Genomic DNA, 17,201 nt, shown 5'->3' on the forward strand with positions numbered 1-17,201 from the left:
CACGCACCAATTTGGCGCGACTTTTGCATTGGCACGGGGCACCACTGCAGGCAGCAGCCTGCTAGACTCGCTGTCATTCCCCATCGCCATGCCCTTTGCAGGAGCCAGACCATGATGCGCCCGATACTGCTTGCCTCCCTTGTTGCCCTCACCAGTGGCTGCAGCCACTACCACGGCCCGGAAGGCAGCGACACCGCCACGGTGGTGTTTACCAGCAACAATGTGGCCGCACAGCCCATGGTGTGTGTGCCTGGGAAAGGCTTCCAGTCCACCCGCTATGCCCTGTCGCGAAACCCGTTTGATTCTGAGGCGATTTCGCAGTTGAACGAGACCCTTCGCAAGAGCGCCGAAGTACCTGCGTCCCTACCCGCAGGCGAGCCAGTCCGAGTGGGTGTCCAGTTCAGGGAAACACGGGAAATGGGGAATCCGGCGCCATTCCGCTGCAATGCAGCCGTCCGCTTTACCCCGCAGGCAGGCGCCACCTACTCGGTTCATTTTGTCCGCGACGGCAGCCAGTGTGGCCTCGGAGTCAGCCTTGCCGATGGCACCCCCGCACCGGACGCAGTACGCGCTCCCTGGGAATGTCGCTAATCAGCAACACTTCGCCGCACCATGACAGGCCCTGTTTTGGTGCGGCGCACCACCATGAAACACCCCACTTTTACCCCCTCCCGACACCACACCCCTAAGCTGTTGTTAACAAACCAATAACAGGACTGGCACGGTCTGTGCTTTACCTTCAAACAGCGGCTGACGGAAAACCCGCAGCGCTCAGGTATGAACAGAAACGGACCAAGAGGGTTGAATCGGATGAAAAGCAAAAACGTACTGAAAACGACTTTGATCGCTGCTGCTGTGGCTGGGGCCGGCATGACTGCACCGATGGTGGCCAACGCGGAAGTGAGCGCCAGCCTGGGTGCTTCCAGCTTTTATCTGTGGCGTGGTCAGGATGTTTCCAACAGCGCCGGCGTAATCCACGGCAGCCTGGACTATGGCCACGAATCCGGCCTGTACGCAGGCATCTGGGGTTCTTCCGAAGGCGCTCTGAGCACCGTTGGCGGTGAATATGACGTCTATGCGGGCTTTGCTGGCGAGGCCGGTGGCCTGAGCTATGACGTCTCCTACATCAGCTACATCTATCCAGGTATCGACCAAGGGATTGGTGAAGCTGGTGACTTTATCCTGGGTCTGGGCATGAGCGGCTTCAGTCTGACCTACTACGCCAGCTATGCGAACGACGATGACGGTGACAAAGCCTTTGGTGACTTCACCTACGTCACCCTTGGCTACGCTTATGACAAGTTTGGCTTTCTGGTAGGTCAGACCATCAATGATGCGGACGACACTGACTACACCCACATTGATCTGAGCTACAGCCCGATTGAGAACCTGGCCTTCACGCTGTCCAAGGTGGTTGATTCTGACGACCTGGCTGACGTGACCGACGATCAGGATCCGCTGTTCCACGTTTCCTACAGCTTCGTGTTCTAAACCAGATCCACTGCAAGCACTGCAACAGGGCTCTCGTGAGAGAGCCCACCTTTTCGGCCCCGCAGGACAATCTCCCTGGTCCTCGCTGTTTACCTGCAAGCAGCCCGTCCTGCGGGGCCGATTCTTATCTCTATGGCGCTGCCCGCCTAAGGCTTCACCACTTCAAACTCCGCACATACCGGCTCGCCTTCACTGAACGTCAGGCAAACCGGAATTTTTTCGCCTTCCACCAATGGCCGTTGCAAACGGAACAGCATCAAATGTTTCGCACCCGGCTCGAACACCACTGTCTCGCCAGCGGGCACCGGCACTTCCGGCAGGCGCCGCATGCGGCGAGTGCCGTCTTCCTGGGGTGCCATGGTGTGCATTTCGCCCGCGCCGGCGATATCAGTGGTCAGGCCGGTCATCACCCGGTCCTGATCCGAAGCGTTGTGCAATGTGAAGTAGCCGGCCGTGGTCGTGCTCACCGGCGGCACGGCACGAATCCAGCCGTTCTCGATGTGCAGATCGGCGGCGCTGGCCAGCACCGGCAGTGTAACGGCCGCCAGCAGCAACGATTTAAAGCAACGTCCGCAGGTCATGCTTGATTTCCTCCAGCTCGGCGTCGACGGGATAGAGCTTGCGCACTTTGCCCTCCCGGTCGATCAGGTAAACAAAATCGCTGTGCGCAAATTCGGTACCGCCCTCGCTGTCCTCACCCACGGCCAGGTACACCACGCTGTATTGCGCGGCCACTTTCTTCACCTGTTCGGGGGTGCCGGTCAGGCCAATAAAGTCCGGGTGGAACCAGGCCAGGTATTTTTTCAGGTATTCGGCGGTGTCGCGTTCCGGGTCGAAGGTGATGAACACCACCTGCACGTCACTGGCCTCGCCGGTCTGTTCCAGGTCTTTGTAGAGCTGCGCCATGCGCGCCATGGTTGCCGGGCAGATATCAGGGCAATGGGTGAAGCCGAAGAACAGCAGCACCACCTTGCCCTTCAGGGCATCGCTGTTGAACGGCTGGCCGTTCTGGTCGGTCATCTCGAACTGGCCGCCCATGCGGGTATTCACCGGCAGGGGTTTGCCGGCGGAGTCACGGGAGGTCTGCCAGAGGACCGCCACCGCCAGCGCGCACACCACAGCGACCGTCATCAGTACCAGCTTCTTCATGGGGAGAACCTCCGCTCAGGCAACTTCGGGATGGGTGGGCGCTACCATACTCAGCGTACTTCGCGGATGCCAGCCACAGGGCGAGGCATTTTGCCGCACCGGGGCGCATGCTGACCGGGCCATACGTGGCATCCCGGCCTGCGCAGGGGGTATAATCGGCGCCCTTTTGAGCCACTCCGGTGTACCCAGTTCCATGTCCCGCAAGCTGTTTATCCAGACTCACGGCTGCCAGATGAACGAGTATGACTCGTCGCGCATGGCTGACTTGCTCGAGGGCACGCACGGCCTCACGCCGACGGACAACCCGGACGAGGCGGACGTGCTGCTGCTGAACACCTGCTCGATCCGCGAGAAGGCACAGGAGAAGGTGTTCCACCAGCTCGGCCGCTGGAAGCAGCTCAAACAGCGGAAACCGGACCTGATCATCGGCGTCGGCGGCTGTGTGGCCAGCCAGGAAGGCGACGCCATCCGTGACCGGGCACCGTATGTGGACGTGATCTTCGGCCCGCAGACCCTGCACCGCCTGCCCGCCCTGATCCAGCAGGCCAGCAGCACCCGTGGCCTGGCCATGGACGTGAGCTTCCCGGAGATCGAGAAGTTCGACAATCTGCCGGAGCCGTCCGTGGACGGCCCCACCGCCTTTGTCTCGATCATGGAAGGCTGCTCCAAATACTGCACCTTCTGCGTCGTACCCTACACCCGTGGCGAGGAAGTCAGCCGCCCGGTGGCGCCGGTGCTGGCGGAAATACGCCACCTGGCCGAACAGGGCGTGCGCGAGGTCAACCTGCTGGGCCAGAACGTGAACGCCTACCGGGGCGCCGGCCGGCATGGCGAGACGCTGGACCTGGCCGACCTGATCCTGCTGGTGCGCGACATCGACGGCATCGACCGCATCCGCTTCACCACCAGCCACCCGGTGGAATTCTCCGACAGCCTGATCGATGTGTACGCGGAGGTGCCGGAACTGGTCAGCCACCTGCACCTGCCCGTGCAATCCGGTTCAGACCGCATCCTGGCGATGATGAAGCGCAACCACACTGCGCTGGAGTACAAGTCAAAGATCCGCCGCCTGCGCAGAATCCGCCCCGACCTGTCATTGTCATCAGACTTCATCATCGGCTTCCCGGGCGAGACCGACGCCGATTTCGAAGCCACCATGAACCTGATCCACGACATGAACGTCGATGCCAGCTTCAGCTTTATCTACAGCGCCCGCCCCGGCACCCCGGCCGCCGACCTGCCGGACGACGTGCCGATGGAAGTGAAGAAACAGCGGCTGGCCATCCTGCAACAACGCATCATCCAGCAGGCAGCGGAGATCAGCCGCGCCATGGTCGGCACCCGCCAGCGCATTCTGGTGGACGGCTTCTCGAAGAAAGACCCCGGCCAGCTCAAGGGCCGCACCGAGAACAACCGCATCGTCAATTTCCGCAGCGACGACCTCGACCTGATCGGCCATTTCGCCACCGTCACCATTGCCGAAGCCTATGCCAACTCACTGCTCGGCACCGACGCGGTACTGGATGACACCCACGTCGTCACGCTCTGAGATTTATCACCAAAAAGCATAACAGCATCGCTTTTTAGTATTTCTAACGGCTGGGGCGGCTTGCTAAGGTGGCCGCCTCATCACCGGAGGAACCTGTTCATGCCCAGACACACGCTGCTCAACACCCTGCTCGCCGCTGTGGCGGGTGCCGGCCTGCTGTTTACGGTGACCGCCCGGGCCGACCAGACGCTGCTGAACAGTTCCTATGACATCGCCCGCGAACTGTTCGCGGCGATCAATCCGAAATTCCAGCAACACTGGGAAGCGGAAACCGGCGAAACCGTCACCATCAACCAGTCCCACGGCGGCACCTCGCGCCAGGCACAGGCCATTCTCCAGGGCCTGCGCGCAGACGTGGTCACCTACAACCAGGTAACCGATATCGACATGCTGGCCAAGCGCGGCCTGGTCGCCGAAGACTGGCAATCGAAACTGCCGAACAACAGCTCGCCCTATTACAGCACCACGGCCTTCCTGGTCCGCGAAGGCAACCCGAAAAACATCCGCAGCTGGGACGATCTGGTGCGCGAAGACGTGCGCATCGTATTCCCGAACCCGAAGACTTCCGGCAACGGCCGTTACACCTACCTGGCCGCGTGGCTGTTTGCGCACAAGCAGTTCGACGGTGACGACGCAAAAATCCGCGACTTCATGAGCAAATTCCTGCGCAACGTGGCGGTATTTGACACCGGCGGCCGTGGCGCCACCGTGACCTTTGCCGAGCGCGGCATCGGCGACGTGCTGATCAGCTTCGAATCGGAAGTGCGCAACATCCGCCGCGAATACGGCGACGGTGACTACACCGTGGTGGTGCCGCCGGTGAGTATCCTGGCCGAGTTCCCGGTGGCCGTGGTGGATCGCGTGGTCGATGCCCAGGGCACCCGCAAGCTCGCGCAGGCCTATCTCGATTATCTGTACAGCCCCGAGATCCAGCGCCTGCTGGCCGAGTTCAGCTACCGTGTGCACGATCCGGAGGTAGTGAAAGCCACCGCTGACCAGTTCCCGGAAGTGGAACTGCTGCGCGTGGAAGATGTGTTCGGCAGTTGGGACGCCGCACAGGAACAACACTTCGGCCGCGATGCCGTGCTCGACCAGTTGCAGGCACGAGGACGCTGATTGGCCGCTTCACAGCTGTTCTTTACCCGCCACCCGGTACTGCCGGGGTTCACGCTCAGCTTCGGGCTGAGCGTGCTGTTTATCGGCCTGGTGATCCTGCTGCCGCTGTCGGCGCTGTTTCTGTACACCAGCGACCTGGGATGGCAGGAGTACTGGAGCATTGTTTCCAGTCCACGGGTGGTGGCGACCTATCGCATCACGCTGGCCGCCGCCTTCTGGGCGTCGCTGATCAACGCCGCACTCGGCCTGCTGCTGGCCTGGGTGCTGGTGCGCTATCGCTTCCCCGGCCGTCGCCTGATGGATTCCCTGGTCGACCTGCCGTTTGCGCTGCCCACCGCCGTGGCCGGCATCACCCTGTCCACACTGTTTGCCAGCAACGGCTGGCTGGGCCAGGGGTTTGACTGGTTCGGCATCAAGATTGCCTACGCCTTCCCCGGCATCGTCATTGCCATGAGCTTCACCAGCCTGCCGTTCGTGGTACGCGCCGTGCAGCCAGTGCTGGAAGATCTGGGCCCGGAATACGAAGAAGCCGCCCACACCCTTGGCGCCACCCAGGGCCAAGCGTTCCGGCACGTGGTGCTGCCGCATCTGCGCCCGGCACTGCTGACCGGCACGGCGCTGGCGTTTATCCGCAGCCTGGGCGAATTCGGCGCGGTGATTTTTATTGCCGGCAACCTGCCGTTTGAAACCGAAATCACTTCGCTGATGATCTTTGTGCGATTGCAGGAATACGACTACCCGGCCGCCACCGCCATCGCCTCGGTGGTGTTGCTGGCGTCACTGGTGCTGCTGTTCGGCGTGCAGCTGTTGCAGGGCCGGTACCTGACACGGCTGCGGGGAGGCTGAGCATGCACACGCCCCGTACCTGGCGCCAATGGCTGCTGGTGCTGCTTGCCGCCGGCCTGGTATTTGCCATGCTGGTGCTGCCGCTGGTGCTGATTTTCAGCAAGGCATTCGGTGCCGGCTGGGACATGGTGCTGAGCAACCTGGCGGACCGGGACATGCGCCAGGCCATCCGCCTGACGCTGATCGCCGCGCTGATCACGGTGCCGGTGAATCTGCTGTTCGGCATCCTGCTGGCCTGGTGTGTCACCCGTTATGATTTCCGTGGCCGCAAGCTGCTGGTGACGCTGATCGATATTCCGTTCGCGATGTCGCCGGTGGTCGCCGGCCTCTGCTATCTGGTGGTGTATGGTCTGGAAAGTGCCATTGGCGGCTGGCTGTACGATCACGGCATCCAGCTCATGTTCGCCTGGCCCGGCATTGTCATGGTGACCATTTTTGTGACCTGCCCGTATGTGGCCCGCGTGCTGATCCCGCTGATGGAAAGCCAGGGCAGCGACGAGGAAGAAGCCGCCCTGCTGCTCGGCGCCAGCGGCTGGCAGACGTTCTTTTATGTCACGCTGCCGAATATCAAATGGGCGCTGCTTTACGGTGTGGTGATCACCAATGCCCGTGCGGTGGGCGAGTTCGGGGCGGTGTCGGTGGTGTCCGGGGCCATTCGCGGCCAGACGCTGACACTGCCGCTGCACGTAGAGTTGCTGCACCAGGACTACAACACTGTCGGCGCCTTTACGGCAGCGGCGCTGCTGGCCTCCATGGCGCTGCTCACCCTGGTCCTGAAAACCCTGATGGAATGGCGCCAGCAGCGGCAACGGCGCGAGCATCAACAGCAGATCGAGACAGCATGAGCATTTCCCTGCAGCAGATCAGCAAGTCCTTCGGCAGCTTCAGCGCGCTGACGGACATCTCCCTGGAGATTCCCGGCGGCAGCCTGGTGGGGCTGCTGGGGCCCTCCGGCTCCGGCAAGACCACCTTGCTGCGCATCATCGCCGGGCTGGAACGGGCCGACCGGGGCCGTGTGCTGTTCGACGGCCAGGACGTCACCGGCCTGCCGGTGCAGAAACGCCGGGTCGGCTTCGTGTTCCAGCAGTACGCCCTGTTCCGCCACATGACGGTGTTCGACAACGTCGGCTTCGGCCTGCGCATGCTGCCGCGCGCCGAGCGCCCGTCCCGTGAGGCGCGCCGCGCGCGCATCATGGAGCTGCTGACGATGGTGCAACTGGATCATCTGGCCAGCCGTTACCCTTCGCAGTTGTCCGGTGGCCAGCGCCAGCGTGTGGCGTTGGCCCGCGCCCTGGCCGTCAAGCCGTCAGTGCTGCTGCTGGACGAGCCGTTCGGCGCCCTGGATGCCAAGGTGCGCAAGGAACTGCGCCGCTGGCTGCGCCACCTGCATGAGCAGATGGCCGTTACCAGTGTGTTCGTGACCCACGACCAGGAAGAGGCGATGGAAGTCTCCGATCAGGTGGTGGTGATGAGCCAGGGGCATATCGAGCAGATCGGTTCACCGCGTACCGTCTATGAAGAACCCGCCAGCCGCTTTGTGTTCGATTTTCTTGGCCATATCAATGCGTTGTCCGGCCGCTATCAGGACGGCCGCTGGGAAAACGGTGACGCCTGGCTGCAACTGCCCGGCAATGGCTGCCCGCACGGCAACCTGACCTTCTACCTGCGCCCGCACGAAGCCACCCTGGCGCACACGCCCGCCGCCGATGCCCACCTGCCGGTGCAGGTGGACGAACTCAGCGTGTTTGGCGCCACAGTGAAACTGGAGTTGTCACCGCGCGGCTGGCAGGCCGAGGCGCTGGAAGTGGAACTGCCACGGGAGGAATTCCTGGCCCTGGCACCGGAGCGCAAGCAGGCGCTGTTCCTGCGTCCGCGTCACCTGCAATCAATCACCGCTGACGGCGGCCTGGGGCCGGTCCTGGACATGCAGGGCTGAGCCTGACCCACATGGCTCTCCATACCGCTCTCCACACGGCTCTCCGCACACCCCCGCACACGCCCCCTGGGCCGCGCCCGCCAAGGCCCGGGGAGCGAGTAAACATTCACCTGCCAGCAGGCTTCCGGCAGGGCTTTTAGCCGGCTGGAGTTTCGGTATATCCTGCACCCATCTTTCCTGCCCACAGGGCCGCAGACACCATTTTGAATACGCAAGTCGCTTCACGAAAGCTCAACCTTGAGCCGTATGATTCCCGCCGCCTTGCCAACCTGTGTGGCAAGCTCGACGAAAACATCCAGCAGATCTCGCGCCGCCTGGGCATTGATATCGCCAACCGGGGCAATGAGTTCACGCTGTCGGGTGACATGGGTGCCGTGCAGACAGCCTCCAATGTCATCAGCCTGCTGTATGACGAAACCGGCGAAGGCCTGGACATCACGCCCGAGGTCGTCCACCTGCATCTGCAGGGTGCCGGTGCCCAGCGCCAGCCTGCGGGCGGCAATACCGTGGAATTCCCCACCGACGATCTGGTGATCCGCACCAAACGCGCGCGCATCCGGCCCCGCGGCGAGCACCAGAAAGAATACATCCGCAGCATTCGCCGTCACGACATCAACTTCGGTATCGGCCCGGCCGGCACCGGCAAGACCTGGCTGGCGGTGGCCTGCGCGGTGGACGCCCTCGAACGTGGCGAAGTACAGCGTATTGTGCTGGTGCGCCCGGCGGTGGAAGCCGGCGAGAAACTCGGCTTCCTGCCCGGTGACCTGGCGGAAAAGATTGACCCGTACCTGCGCCCGCTCTACGACGCGCTGTATGAAATGCTGAGCTTTGAGCAGGTCGGCAAACTGATGGAGCGCGACGTCATCGAAGTTGCGCCGCTGGCCTACATGCGCGGCCGCACACTGAACAACAGCTTCATCATTCTTGATGAAAGCCAGAACACCACCATGGAACAGATGAAAATGTTCCTGACTCGTCTGGGATTCGGCTCCAAGGCCGTCATCACCGGCGACATGACCCAGGTGGACCTGCCGCGCCATATCGGCTCCGGCCTGGTCCACGCCATCACGGTACTGGCCGATGAACCCGATATCGGCATCACCCGTTTCGACAGCCGCGACGTCGTGCGCCACCCGCTGGTGCAGCGCATCGTCGACGCCTATGAGCGCTATGAACGCGATACCGGTTCCGACAGTTGAAGTGCAGCTGGGCGAGCAGATCGACGCCCTGCCTGATGCGATAGACGACCAGCGCCTGGGCGAGTGGGCGGCTGCGGCAGCCCGTGGCGCCGGCGGCGCCATGGGCGAGATCACACTGCGTATCGTCAGCCCGGAAGAAAGCCGCGCGCTGAATCACGACTACCGTGGCAAGGATGCACCCACCAATGTGCTGTCGTTTCCGTTCGAGATGCCGGAAGGCATTCCGGTGGAACATCAGGACCTGATTCTGGGTGACATCGCCATCTGCGCCGACGTGGTCGCCCGCGAAGCCGCCGAGCAGGACAAGCTGCCGGAGGCACACTGGGCGCACATGGTGGTACATGGCGTACTGCACCTGCTCGGCTTCGATCACATCGAAGACGATGAAGCCGCAGACATGGAAGCACTGGAAACCCGCATCCTGATCGCGCTGGGCTTCCCCGACCCTTACCTCACGGCGGCCGCTGCGGCCGCGCCAGACTGTCTCACCCTGCAAGCAATGGAGTAACCATGCCGGAAGATCATTCCGATTCAGGCACCCCGGGCCGAAGTTGGCTCGACCGGATCACGCAGTTTTTTTCCGGCGAGCCCGGCAACCGCGACGACCTGCTGGAGCTGATCCGCTCCCTGCGCGAGCGTGACATCCTGGATGTCGACACCCTGGGCATCATCGAAGGCGCCCTGCAGGTCTCGAGCATGCAGGTGCGCGACATCATGGTGCCCCGTGCACAAATGATCCCGATCCGCGCCAACACCCATCCCCGGGATTTTCTCCCGGTGATCATCGAGTGCGCCCATTCCCGTTTCCCGGTACTCGGCGACGACCCGGACGAGGTCATCGGCGTGCTGCTGGCCAAGGACCTGCTGCCGCTGGTGCTGGACCCGTCGCGCATGGAGCGCTTCAACATCAAGGATCACATCCGCCAGGCGTTCATCATTCCCGAATCGAAACGGCTGGACTCGCTGCTGCGGGATTTCCGCGTCAGCCGCAACCACATGGCCATCGTGGTGAACGAATACGGCGGCGTCGCCGGCCTGGTCACCATTGAGGATGTGCTGGAGCAGATCGTCGGCGAGATCGAGGATGAAACCGACGTCGAGGACGACGATTACCTGATCAAGGAACTCGACAACGACGAGTACACCGTCAAGGCGCTGATCCCGATCGAGGATTTCAACGAGCATTTCGGCTGCGCCTTCAGTGACGAAGAGTTCGATACCATCGGCGGGCTGGTGATGCAGAAATTCGGCCGCCTGCCGGAGCGCAACGAACAGGTCACCATCGGTGATTTCCAGTTCACCGTGCTCAATGCCGATGCCCGCACCATCCGCCTGCTGCGCGTCACACCGCTGCTCGCCACCCAGGAAAACTGACTCGCACCGCCCGGCCCCGTGCCGGGCGGTCATTACTGAAACTGTGACCCGCTTCACAAGCCACCGCCCCCCGCCTTCTATCGGATTTCGCTACACTGCGGAAACCGCCTGACCGCACTCTTCATTGCATACCCAAACAAAAACAGCGCGGCGGGCTTCGCACGTCGGGGGACGTACCACACGATGATACCGTTACCACAACGGCCGATTGCCGGGCTGTCCACATTGCCCTGGCTGAGCCTTGGTTTCCTGTTGCTGACACTGGGCCTGCTGCTGGGCTGGCAGGGCCTGCGCGACGATGACGAACGCGCCTTGCAGGCCTGGTACAACGACAGCGGCCTGCTCGCCCTCGAACAACCCGCCTACCTTTCCTGGCTGCGTTTGCATGGCCAGGTCGACAAGGCCTGGGCCGTGGAACGCGATCCCGTCGATGAGCAAGGCCGCCACAGCCTGTGGCACTTTCGCCAGCTCGCCTTCGACCCGGCGTTTGCCGCTCACAACCGTGCTACGGTGGCAGGGCAGGACATCCCCTACTGGCACGGTGCCGAACTCACCCGCTGGCAACAGTTGCGCGATCAGTTCGAACACCGCGCCGCCACCCTGCCGCGCCAACGCGCCGGCCTGAACCCCGCCGACACCCGCCCGGCCACCCTGCTCACCGTGCATTTCACCAGCAACGGCCTGCTCGGCTGGCTGCTCTGCGCGCTGGTACTGCTGCCGTTTGCCTGGGCGCTGGAAGGTACGCTTGGCTGGCGCCGCATGCTCATGCTCTGGCCACTGTCCGCCGTGCTTGCCGGGGCACTCAGCGGCATCCTGCTGCGCCCCGATCACCAGTTGCTGCTCGGCGGACAGGTGATGGTGTCCGCCGCCGTCGGCATGTACCTCGGCCTGTTCGGACGCGAGCGGCTGCGCTTCCTGCTGCCAGGCCGCAACCAGACACCGGAATGGCCCGCCTGGCTGTTACTGCCATTCTGGCTGGTGCTGCCTGCCACCGCCCCGATGCTCGGCCAGTCCTGGCTGCCGCCAGTGCTGGGCCTGTTATGCGGTGCGGCGCTGGTACAGCTGGCGCGCATGCCGGATATGTCACTGTTCGAGGAACAGGACAGCGAAGACGACCCAGGCGAGCGCGATGGCCTGCGCCACCATCTCACCGGTGGCTGGGCCGCGCTGGGCAGCATGCAGTTTCGTGATGCCGAGCAACATTTCCTTGCTGCGGTACGTCTGGCGCCGACGCATTTCAATGCGCTGTGCGGCCTGTATCAGGTGCGCAAGCTACGGCCGCAAGAAGTGGATTTCCTGGCCACGGCCAGCCGGCTGCTGACGCTGCCACTGGTCGACGATGGCGAGCGCCGCCAGCAACACGCACTGTGGCGCGAAGCACAGCAATTGTGTGGTGATGCACTGCGGCTGAATACTGCCACGCGGCTGCAACTGGCGCGGCAGTTCGCCAGTGTGGATGCACTGGACGACGCAGAAGCACTGCTCCATGCACTACCTGAAGATGCGCATCCGCACGCCGTGATCGCGGCGCAGCGCGCCCTCGGCGAAGGTTTTACCCGGCGCGGCAACCACAACAAGGCCCGCCATTATCTGGCCCGCGCGGACGCCGTGACGGATTGACGCACCACGGCCTCTGCGATGCCGCCCTTCATCCTGCCGGCAGTTGCAGCGTCTCACGGCACTCCCGCGCCAGCGTGCGGAACTGCGGCTGCCGGAAACGGCTTTCCACAAAACGGATAAATTGCTCCGCCTTCGCCGGCAATTGCAGGTCAGCGGCGAGAATGCTCGCCAGCAATAAATAAGCCTGCGGCAAACCCGGCCATTCCGGCGCGCGCTGGTGCAGATCCTGCAACAGCCATAGCGCTTGACGCGGTTGTCCGGCCTCACGCAGCAGGCCGGCAATGTCCGCACACAAGGCAGGGTCCTGCGGCCGGTACTTTTCATCCAGCGTGCGCAGTTGGCGCATGATGTCCGCGACACGAAATGCCTGGTCGTGTTTCAGCAAGGCCAGCAGCCAGCCTTCCGCCTGCGCCAGCACTGCATCGTGATCCGCCGTGGCGAACAGCAACTGCATCAACTGCTCCTGCAACGCCAGGGCTTGTGGCTGCTTGTCCAGCCGCGCGCGCAGGATGCCTTTCACCTTGTCGTAGCGTCCTTCGCGCAACAGCACTTCCAGCCGGCGCTCGTCTTCCGGACGCCGATGGCGACGACGGCGTTCGCGGCGCAACCGCGCCGGCGTCGGCATATCCAGTTCTTCCTGCCATTGGCAGGCCAGATAACCCAGCATGGCCACCAGCACAAAAAACGCCGCACCGCCGAGCCAGCCCGTCAGCGGTGCCGCCAGCCACAACGGCAACAGATCTGCCAGCATCAGTCCGGCAGCAGCAGCCAGCCCCCCGATCAGCATCACCAGCGCCGTCATCGCCAGTCCGTGCACGCCGAGTACCAGCCAGGGTTGATGAATGATCTTCAGAGCCGCCGGCAACGATCCCGCACGCAACAGCGACAGCAACACCGACGGCAGCAGAAACAGCGCCATCAGCAACGCCGGCCAGAACGCCCGCACATCAACCTGCCAGGCCAGCAACAACAGCGTCCCCACCGTCACCGCCATGATCACGGCCATACCGACGGTTAACGGCCAGCCCTCCGGCCCCGCAAGCGCCGTCAATGGCGGTGCGTCGAAATGACCGCGTGACAACGCCAGCAACGCCTGTGCGGCGTAACGCAGCGGCACCAGCCACAACAGCGCCGCCAGCACCCAGCCAGCCGGATGTGCGCTCAGCAGCGCCAACGGCAACGCCGCCAGCAGCAGCACCAGCGCCGCCGTCGGCGCCAGCGGATAGCGCAGGAAAAACGGCAGGATCATCCAGAATGGCGTGCGCGCCAGCACCGGTGTCAGCGGCTCAAGCGACTTGTTACTGAGCAGGCTGCGCGCCTGCTCTCCCTCCCCACCGACGCAGTCATCGCAGAAAGCAATCCCGTCACGCGGGCAATACCATTGCGCCGCCGTACCCGGATGGTACTTGCAGGTCTGTTTCATTATGATCCCCCCAGCCGTTGGCGCGCCCGGGATGTGATTGTTACCTCTGTGGGCGCCAACGATACGCCGATGCCCTGCACCGGCACCGTTATCAAGCCATTAACCGGCTGTTGAAAAACAGCCTGTGCTGACAGCTTGATTAAGCTGTCAGCAAAATCAAGCGCGGTAAGCGATTGATTTTCCGTGCCCACCTTTGCGGACCTGCGCCGCAAAGGTGGCTTGAAAAAACCTCGAAGAGGCTTTTTCAACACTCTGTTAGTGTAGCGGCTGACAGACTATTTGCATCAGCGCCATACGTCAGGGAGCGACCGTGACAGACCAGCCCGCCGCGCGCACCACCGGAACATCCCGCCTGAACCGTTTTGCCACGCCCGTTGCCCTGCTGGCCGGCCTGCTGTATCCGTTGGCGTTTGCGCCCTGGGCGTTCTGGCCGCTGATGCCGGTGAGCATCGCCCTGCTGTGGCTGAGCCTGCACGGCGCCACCCGTCGCCAGGCGTTGCTGCGCGGCTGGCTCTACGGGCTGGGCATGTTCGGATTCGGCATTGCCTGGGTGCATGTGAGCATGCATGAGTACGGCGCCACGCCAATGTGGCTGGCGGTGCCGATGACCGCCCTGTTCGCCGCGTTTCTGGCGCTGTTCCCGGCGCTGCTTGGCTGGCTCACCGTACGCTTCGCCCGGCACGCAACGCTCTCGCCGCTGCTGTTTGCGGGTGCCTGGGTCATCCTCGATGCCCTGCGCGGCTGGCTGCTGACCGGTTTCCCCTGGCTGTATGCCGGCTACCCGATGATCGAGACCGCACTGATGGGCCTGGCACCGCTGGGCGGCATCTGGTTGCTGACGCTGGTCACGGTGCTCACCGGCACCGCACTCGGTGCGGCCCTGTTGCGCCAGAAGACCGCCATCGCCGCCGGGGTGCTGGCGCTGGTCGGCTGGGGTACCGGGCTGGTCACCGACCCGCTGCAATTCACCGAACCGGCCGCCGAGCCCACCCGTGTCGCGCTCCCGCAGGGCAATATTCCCCAGGATCTGCGCTGGCAATTGAGCATGCGCGAGGCCACACGCGATATTTATGCCGAGCTCACCGCACGCATTCCGCCGGAACATCTGGTCATCTGGCCGGAATCCGCCCTGACGGAATTTCTGGATGACGCCGCTGAATTTCTGCTTGATCAGGGCGAACTGCTGGCCGCGCGGGACAGCACCCTGATCACCGGCATCCCGACCCGCGAGCGACGCGGTTTCGATATTCACTACTTCAACAGCATCGCCGTGATCAGCGGCGGTGACGGTATCTACCACAAACAGAAACTGGTGCCGTTTGGCGAGTATGTGCCACTGCAATCCCTGCTGCGCGGACTGATCCCCTTCTTCGACCTGCCCATGTCCAGTTTCACCCAGGGCGACCCCGAGCAGCCCAACCTGCTGGCCATGTACATGGTGGTTTCGCCTTTCATCTGCTATGAAATCCTGTACCCGGAACTGGTAGCCGAGCGCGCCAACGACAGTAACGTGTTGATCACCGTGAGCAACGATGCCTGGTTCGGCACCTCTGCCGGCCCACACCAGCATTTCCAGATGGCGCGCCTGCGCGCCGCCGAAACCGGCCGCTGGCTGCTGCGCAGCACCAACAACGGCATCACCGCCATCGTTGATCCGCGCGGCCAGGTCACCGCGCGCCTGCCGCAGTTCACCCGCGACGTGCTGCTGGGGGAATTCGTGCCCATGAGCGGACAGACGCCCTACATGATGCTGGGCGGCTGGCCGGTGTGGGGGCTGGCGTTGCTGCTGTGCGCCACCGCACTGGTGCGTCGCAAAGCCTGAGCCATTTTCCTACACCACAACGGCGGGATCGCTGACAGCTCCCGCCGCTTTTTCCTGACAGACCCCATTGCGCCAATGCCACACACTGCTCCCCAGGCAACAGGAGCCGTGCATGGACGCACACGACGATTACGATTCGCCCTGGAAAGAGGCCGTGGAGGTGATGCTGCCGGAGTTCATGGCCTTCTACTTTCCCGACGCCGCAGCGCACATCGACTGGCAGCAGCCGCACCGGTTTCTGGATCAGGAACTGCAACAGATCATGCCCGACGCCGAGAGTGGCAAACGGGTGGTGGACAAACTGGCCGAAGTGATGCTCCTTAACGGCGACAGCCAGTGGGTCTATATCCACATCGAGATCCAGAGCCAGCGTGACAATGCCTTCGCCGAGCGCATGTACTGCTATCACTACCGCATCTTCGACCGCTACCAGCGCCCGGTGGCCAGCTTTGCGATCCTGGCCGACAACCATCCCCACTGGCGTCCGGCCCACTACCAGAGCAGCGTGCTGGGGTGTCATCAGAGGCTGGATTTCCCGATCGCCAAACTACTCGACTATGCCTCACAGGAAACCGGCTTACTGGCCAGCGAGAACCCGTTTGCCCTGGTCACGCTGGCCCACCTGCACACCCGCCGGACACGGGGGCAGGACCGCCAGCGCTATCGCACCAAGCGGCGCCTGTTGCTGCTGCTCGCTGGCAGACAATGGGAGCGGCAGCGTATTATCCAGCTATTCCGGGTGATCGACTGGCTGATGACCCTGCCGCCCGTGCTGAACCAGCAACTGCGAAGGGAAGTGGCCAACCAAGGAGGACCGACCGTGAAATTTCTCAGTGTGTTTGAACGACATGCCATTGATGAGGCCGCCCGCGAGGCGCTCGCGCAGGGCATTGTGCAGGGTGAAAGTGTCCTGCTGGCCCGGATGCTGACACGTCGTTTCGGACCATTGCCGACGGAGGTTCAGACCCGCCTGACCAGCGCCAGCAGCAGCCAGCTCGAACACTGGGCCGACCGCATCCTGGACGCCGCCTCCCTCGACGAAGTCTTCGGCTAGAAATAGCGCAGCCGGTACACCACCAGCGCAGCCCACTCGTAATAAATCTCGGGAATCAACGCCAGCGCCCCGGCAGAGGGCATCCATTCTGGTGAAGGCGTCTCGCTGGCGGCGTGCGGTGCCACCTCCAGCCCCTGGGCCTGGAAGCTGAGCACCGCCCGGCACAGATGCGCCCGATCCGTCACCAGCACAATGCGCCGGACGCCCTGCTCACGCAGCAGCGCCGCACTGTAGCGGGCATTTTCCCAGGTGGTGCGGCTCTGCTCCTCCAGCCAAGGAGCGGCCTGCGGCCAGCGATGCCGCAGCGCCTCAAGCATCAGCGCCGCCTCGGAAGGCCCATGCCCGTCAGCGCAGCCACCGCTGATCAGCAGCGGCAGGCCCAGCTCCCGCGCCAGTTGCATGCCGGCACCGGCCCGACGCAGCCCGGAGGCCGGCACCTGATAGCCGCCACCACGACGCTGCCGCCCCGCGCCCAGCACCACCACTGCCTGCGGCGCCCCGTCCAGCTCTGCGGGCGGCAGCGGCGGCATCATCCGTCGCACCACCCCGGGCAGGGTGGCGCCGATCATCACGGCCAGCAGCAGCACCATGCCACTCATTGGCCGCCACCGCTGTCTGCCTG

Annotated in this window: 17 protein-coding genes; 13 read left to right on the plus strand and 4 right to left on the minus strand. The window is 63.5% G+C overall.

All coding sequences use genetic code 11. The annotated features are described in order from the left end of the window. The first annotated feature begins 111 nt into the window (after window positions 1–111). Window positions 112–591: a hypothetical protein gene (locus S7S_RS13610; protein ID WP_008734203.1), complete on the plus strand. Its 480-nt coding sequence runs from the start codon at window positions 112–114 to the stop codon at window positions 589–591. Window positions 592–810: 219 nt separating this feature from the next. Then, window positions 811–1,491, plus strand: a complete 681-nt coding sequence (locus S7S_RS13615; protein ID WP_008734200.1) for a TorF family putative porin — start codon at window positions 811–813, stop codon at window positions 1,489–1,491. Between the two features lie 146 nt (window positions 1,492–1,637). Here the strand turns inward: S7S_RS13615 and S7S_RS13620 are convergent, their stop codons facing one another. Both S7S_RS13620 and S7S_RS13625 read right to left on the minus strand, forming a co-directional pair. Next, the gene (locus S7S_RS13620; protein ID WP_008734197.1) at window positions 1,638–2,072 is read right to left on the minus strand and encodes a copper chaperone PCu(A)C; all 435 of its coding nucleotides are present in this window, start codon (window positions 2,070–2,072) and stop codon (window positions 1,638–1,640) included. Further along, window positions 2,050–2,640 carry an SCO family protein gene (locus S7S_RS13625; RefSeq protein ID WP_008734194.1) on the minus strand — a complete coding sequence of 197 codons (591 nt, stop codon included), beginning with the start codon at window positions 2,638–2,640 and terminating at the stop codon, window positions 2,050–2,052. The genes S7S_RS13620 and S7S_RS13625 overlap by 23 nt, the downstream gene beginning before the upstream one ends. Before the next feature lie 193 nt (window positions 2,641–2,833). Between S7S_RS13625 and miaB the strand changes: the two genes are divergently transcribed. From miaB to S7S_RS13670, 9 genes are all read left to right on the plus strand, one after another. Next, the gene (gene miaB, locus S7S_RS13630; RefSeq protein ID WP_008734192.1) at window positions 2,834–4,189 is read left to right on the plus strand and encodes a tRNA (N6-isopentenyl adenosine(37)-C2)-methylthiotransferase MiaB; all 1,356 of its coding nucleotides are present in this window, start codon (window positions 2,834–2,836) and stop codon (window positions 4,187–4,189) included. Between the two features lie 99 nt (window positions 4,190–4,288). Then, complete coding sequence (gene cysP / locus S7S_RS13635; RefSeq protein WP_008734190.1) at window positions 4,289–5,305, plus strand: thiosulfate ABC transporter substrate-binding protein CysP; 1,017 nt, start codon at window positions 4,289–4,291, stop codon at window positions 5,303–5,305. Further along, a complete protein-coding gene (gene cysT / locus S7S_RS13640) occupies window positions 5,306–6,151 on the plus strand; it encodes a sulfate ABC transporter permease subunit CysT (protein WP_008734188.1) in 846 nt (281 codons plus the stop codon). It begins immediately after the preceding gene. Between the two features lie 2 nt (window positions 6,152–6,153). Beyond that, the gene (gene cysW / locus S7S_RS13645) at window positions 6,154–6,996 is read left to right on the plus strand and encodes a sulfate ABC transporter permease subunit CysW (RefSeq protein ID WP_008734186.1); all 843 of its coding nucleotides are present in this window, start codon (window positions 6,154–6,156) and stop codon (window positions 6,994–6,996) included. Next, entirely contained in the window at window positions 6,993–8,087 is a 1,095-nt protein-coding gene (locus tag S7S_RS13650) for a sulfate/molybdate ABC transporter ATP-binding protein (protein WP_008734184.1), read from the plus strand. The genes cysW and S7S_RS13650 overlap by 4 nt, the downstream gene beginning before the upstream one ends. 203 nt (window positions 8,088–8,290) lie before the next feature. Then, a complete protein-coding gene (locus S7S_RS13655; RefSeq protein ID WP_008734182.1) occupies window positions 8,291–9,286 on the plus strand; it encodes a PhoH family protein in 996 nt (331 codons plus the stop codon). Then, entirely contained in the window at window positions 9,258–9,794 is a 537-nt protein-coding gene (gene ybeY / locus S7S_RS13660) for an rRNA maturation RNase YbeY (protein WP_008734180.1), read from the plus strand. Before S7S_RS13655 ends, ybeY begins: the two co-directional genes overlap by 29 nt. A 2-nt stretch (window positions 9,795–9,796) precedes the next feature. Continuing rightward, complete coding sequence (locus tag S7S_RS13665; RefSeq protein ID WP_008734177.1) at window positions 9,797–10,660, plus strand: HlyC/CorC family transporter; 864 nt, start codon at window positions 9,797–9,799, stop codon at window positions 10,658–10,660. Window positions 10,661–10,843: 183 nt separating this feature from the next. Beyond that, on the plus strand, window positions 10,844–12,280 hold the full coding sequence (locus tag S7S_RS13670) for a rhomboid family intramembrane serine protease (protein ID WP_008734175.1): 1,437 nt from the start codon (window positions 10,844–10,846) through the stop codon (window positions 12,278–12,280). 28 nt (window positions 12,281–12,308) lie between these two features. Here the strand turns inward: S7S_RS13670 and S7S_RS13675 are convergent, their stop codons facing one another. Continuing rightward, window positions 12,309–13,703 carry a tetratricopeptide repeat protein gene (locus tag S7S_RS13675; RefSeq protein ID WP_008734173.1) on the minus strand — a complete coding sequence of 465 codons (1,395 nt, stop codon included), beginning with the start codon at window positions 13,701–13,703 and terminating at the stop codon, window positions 12,309–12,311. A gap of 310 nt (window positions 13,704–14,013) precedes the next feature. Here S7S_RS13675 and lnt point away from each other — a divergent pair, with 310 nt between their 5' ends. Both lnt and S7S_RS13685 read left to right on the plus strand, forming a co-directional pair. After that, window positions 14,014–15,525, plus strand: coding sequence for an apolipoprotein N-acyltransferase (gene lnt / locus S7S_RS13680; RefSeq protein WP_008734171.1), 1,512 nt, complete (start codon window positions 14,014–14,016; stop codon window positions 15,523–15,525). 112 nt (window positions 15,526–15,637) lie between these two features. Further along, window positions 15,638–16,579: a DUF4351 domain-containing protein gene (locus S7S_RS13685; protein WP_008734169.1), complete on the plus strand. Its 942-nt coding sequence runs from the start codon at window positions 15,638–15,640 to the stop codon at window positions 16,577–16,579. Here S7S_RS13685 and S7S_RS13690 read toward each other — a convergent pair. After that, on the minus strand, window positions 16,576–17,178 hold the full coding sequence (locus S7S_RS13690; RefSeq protein ID WP_035203168.1) for a YdcF family protein: 603 nt from the start codon (window positions 17,176–17,178) through the stop codon (window positions 16,576–16,578). The genes S7S_RS13685 and S7S_RS13690 overlap by 4 nt on opposite strands. Between the last annotated feature and the right edge of the window lie 23 nt (window positions 17,179–17,201).

It is taken from the genome of Isoalcanivorax pacificus W11-5 (genome assembly GCF_000299335.2).
GTDB lineage: Bacteria > Pseudomonadota > Gammaproteobacteria > Pseudomonadales > Alcanivoracaceae > Isoalcanivorax > Isoalcanivorax pacificus.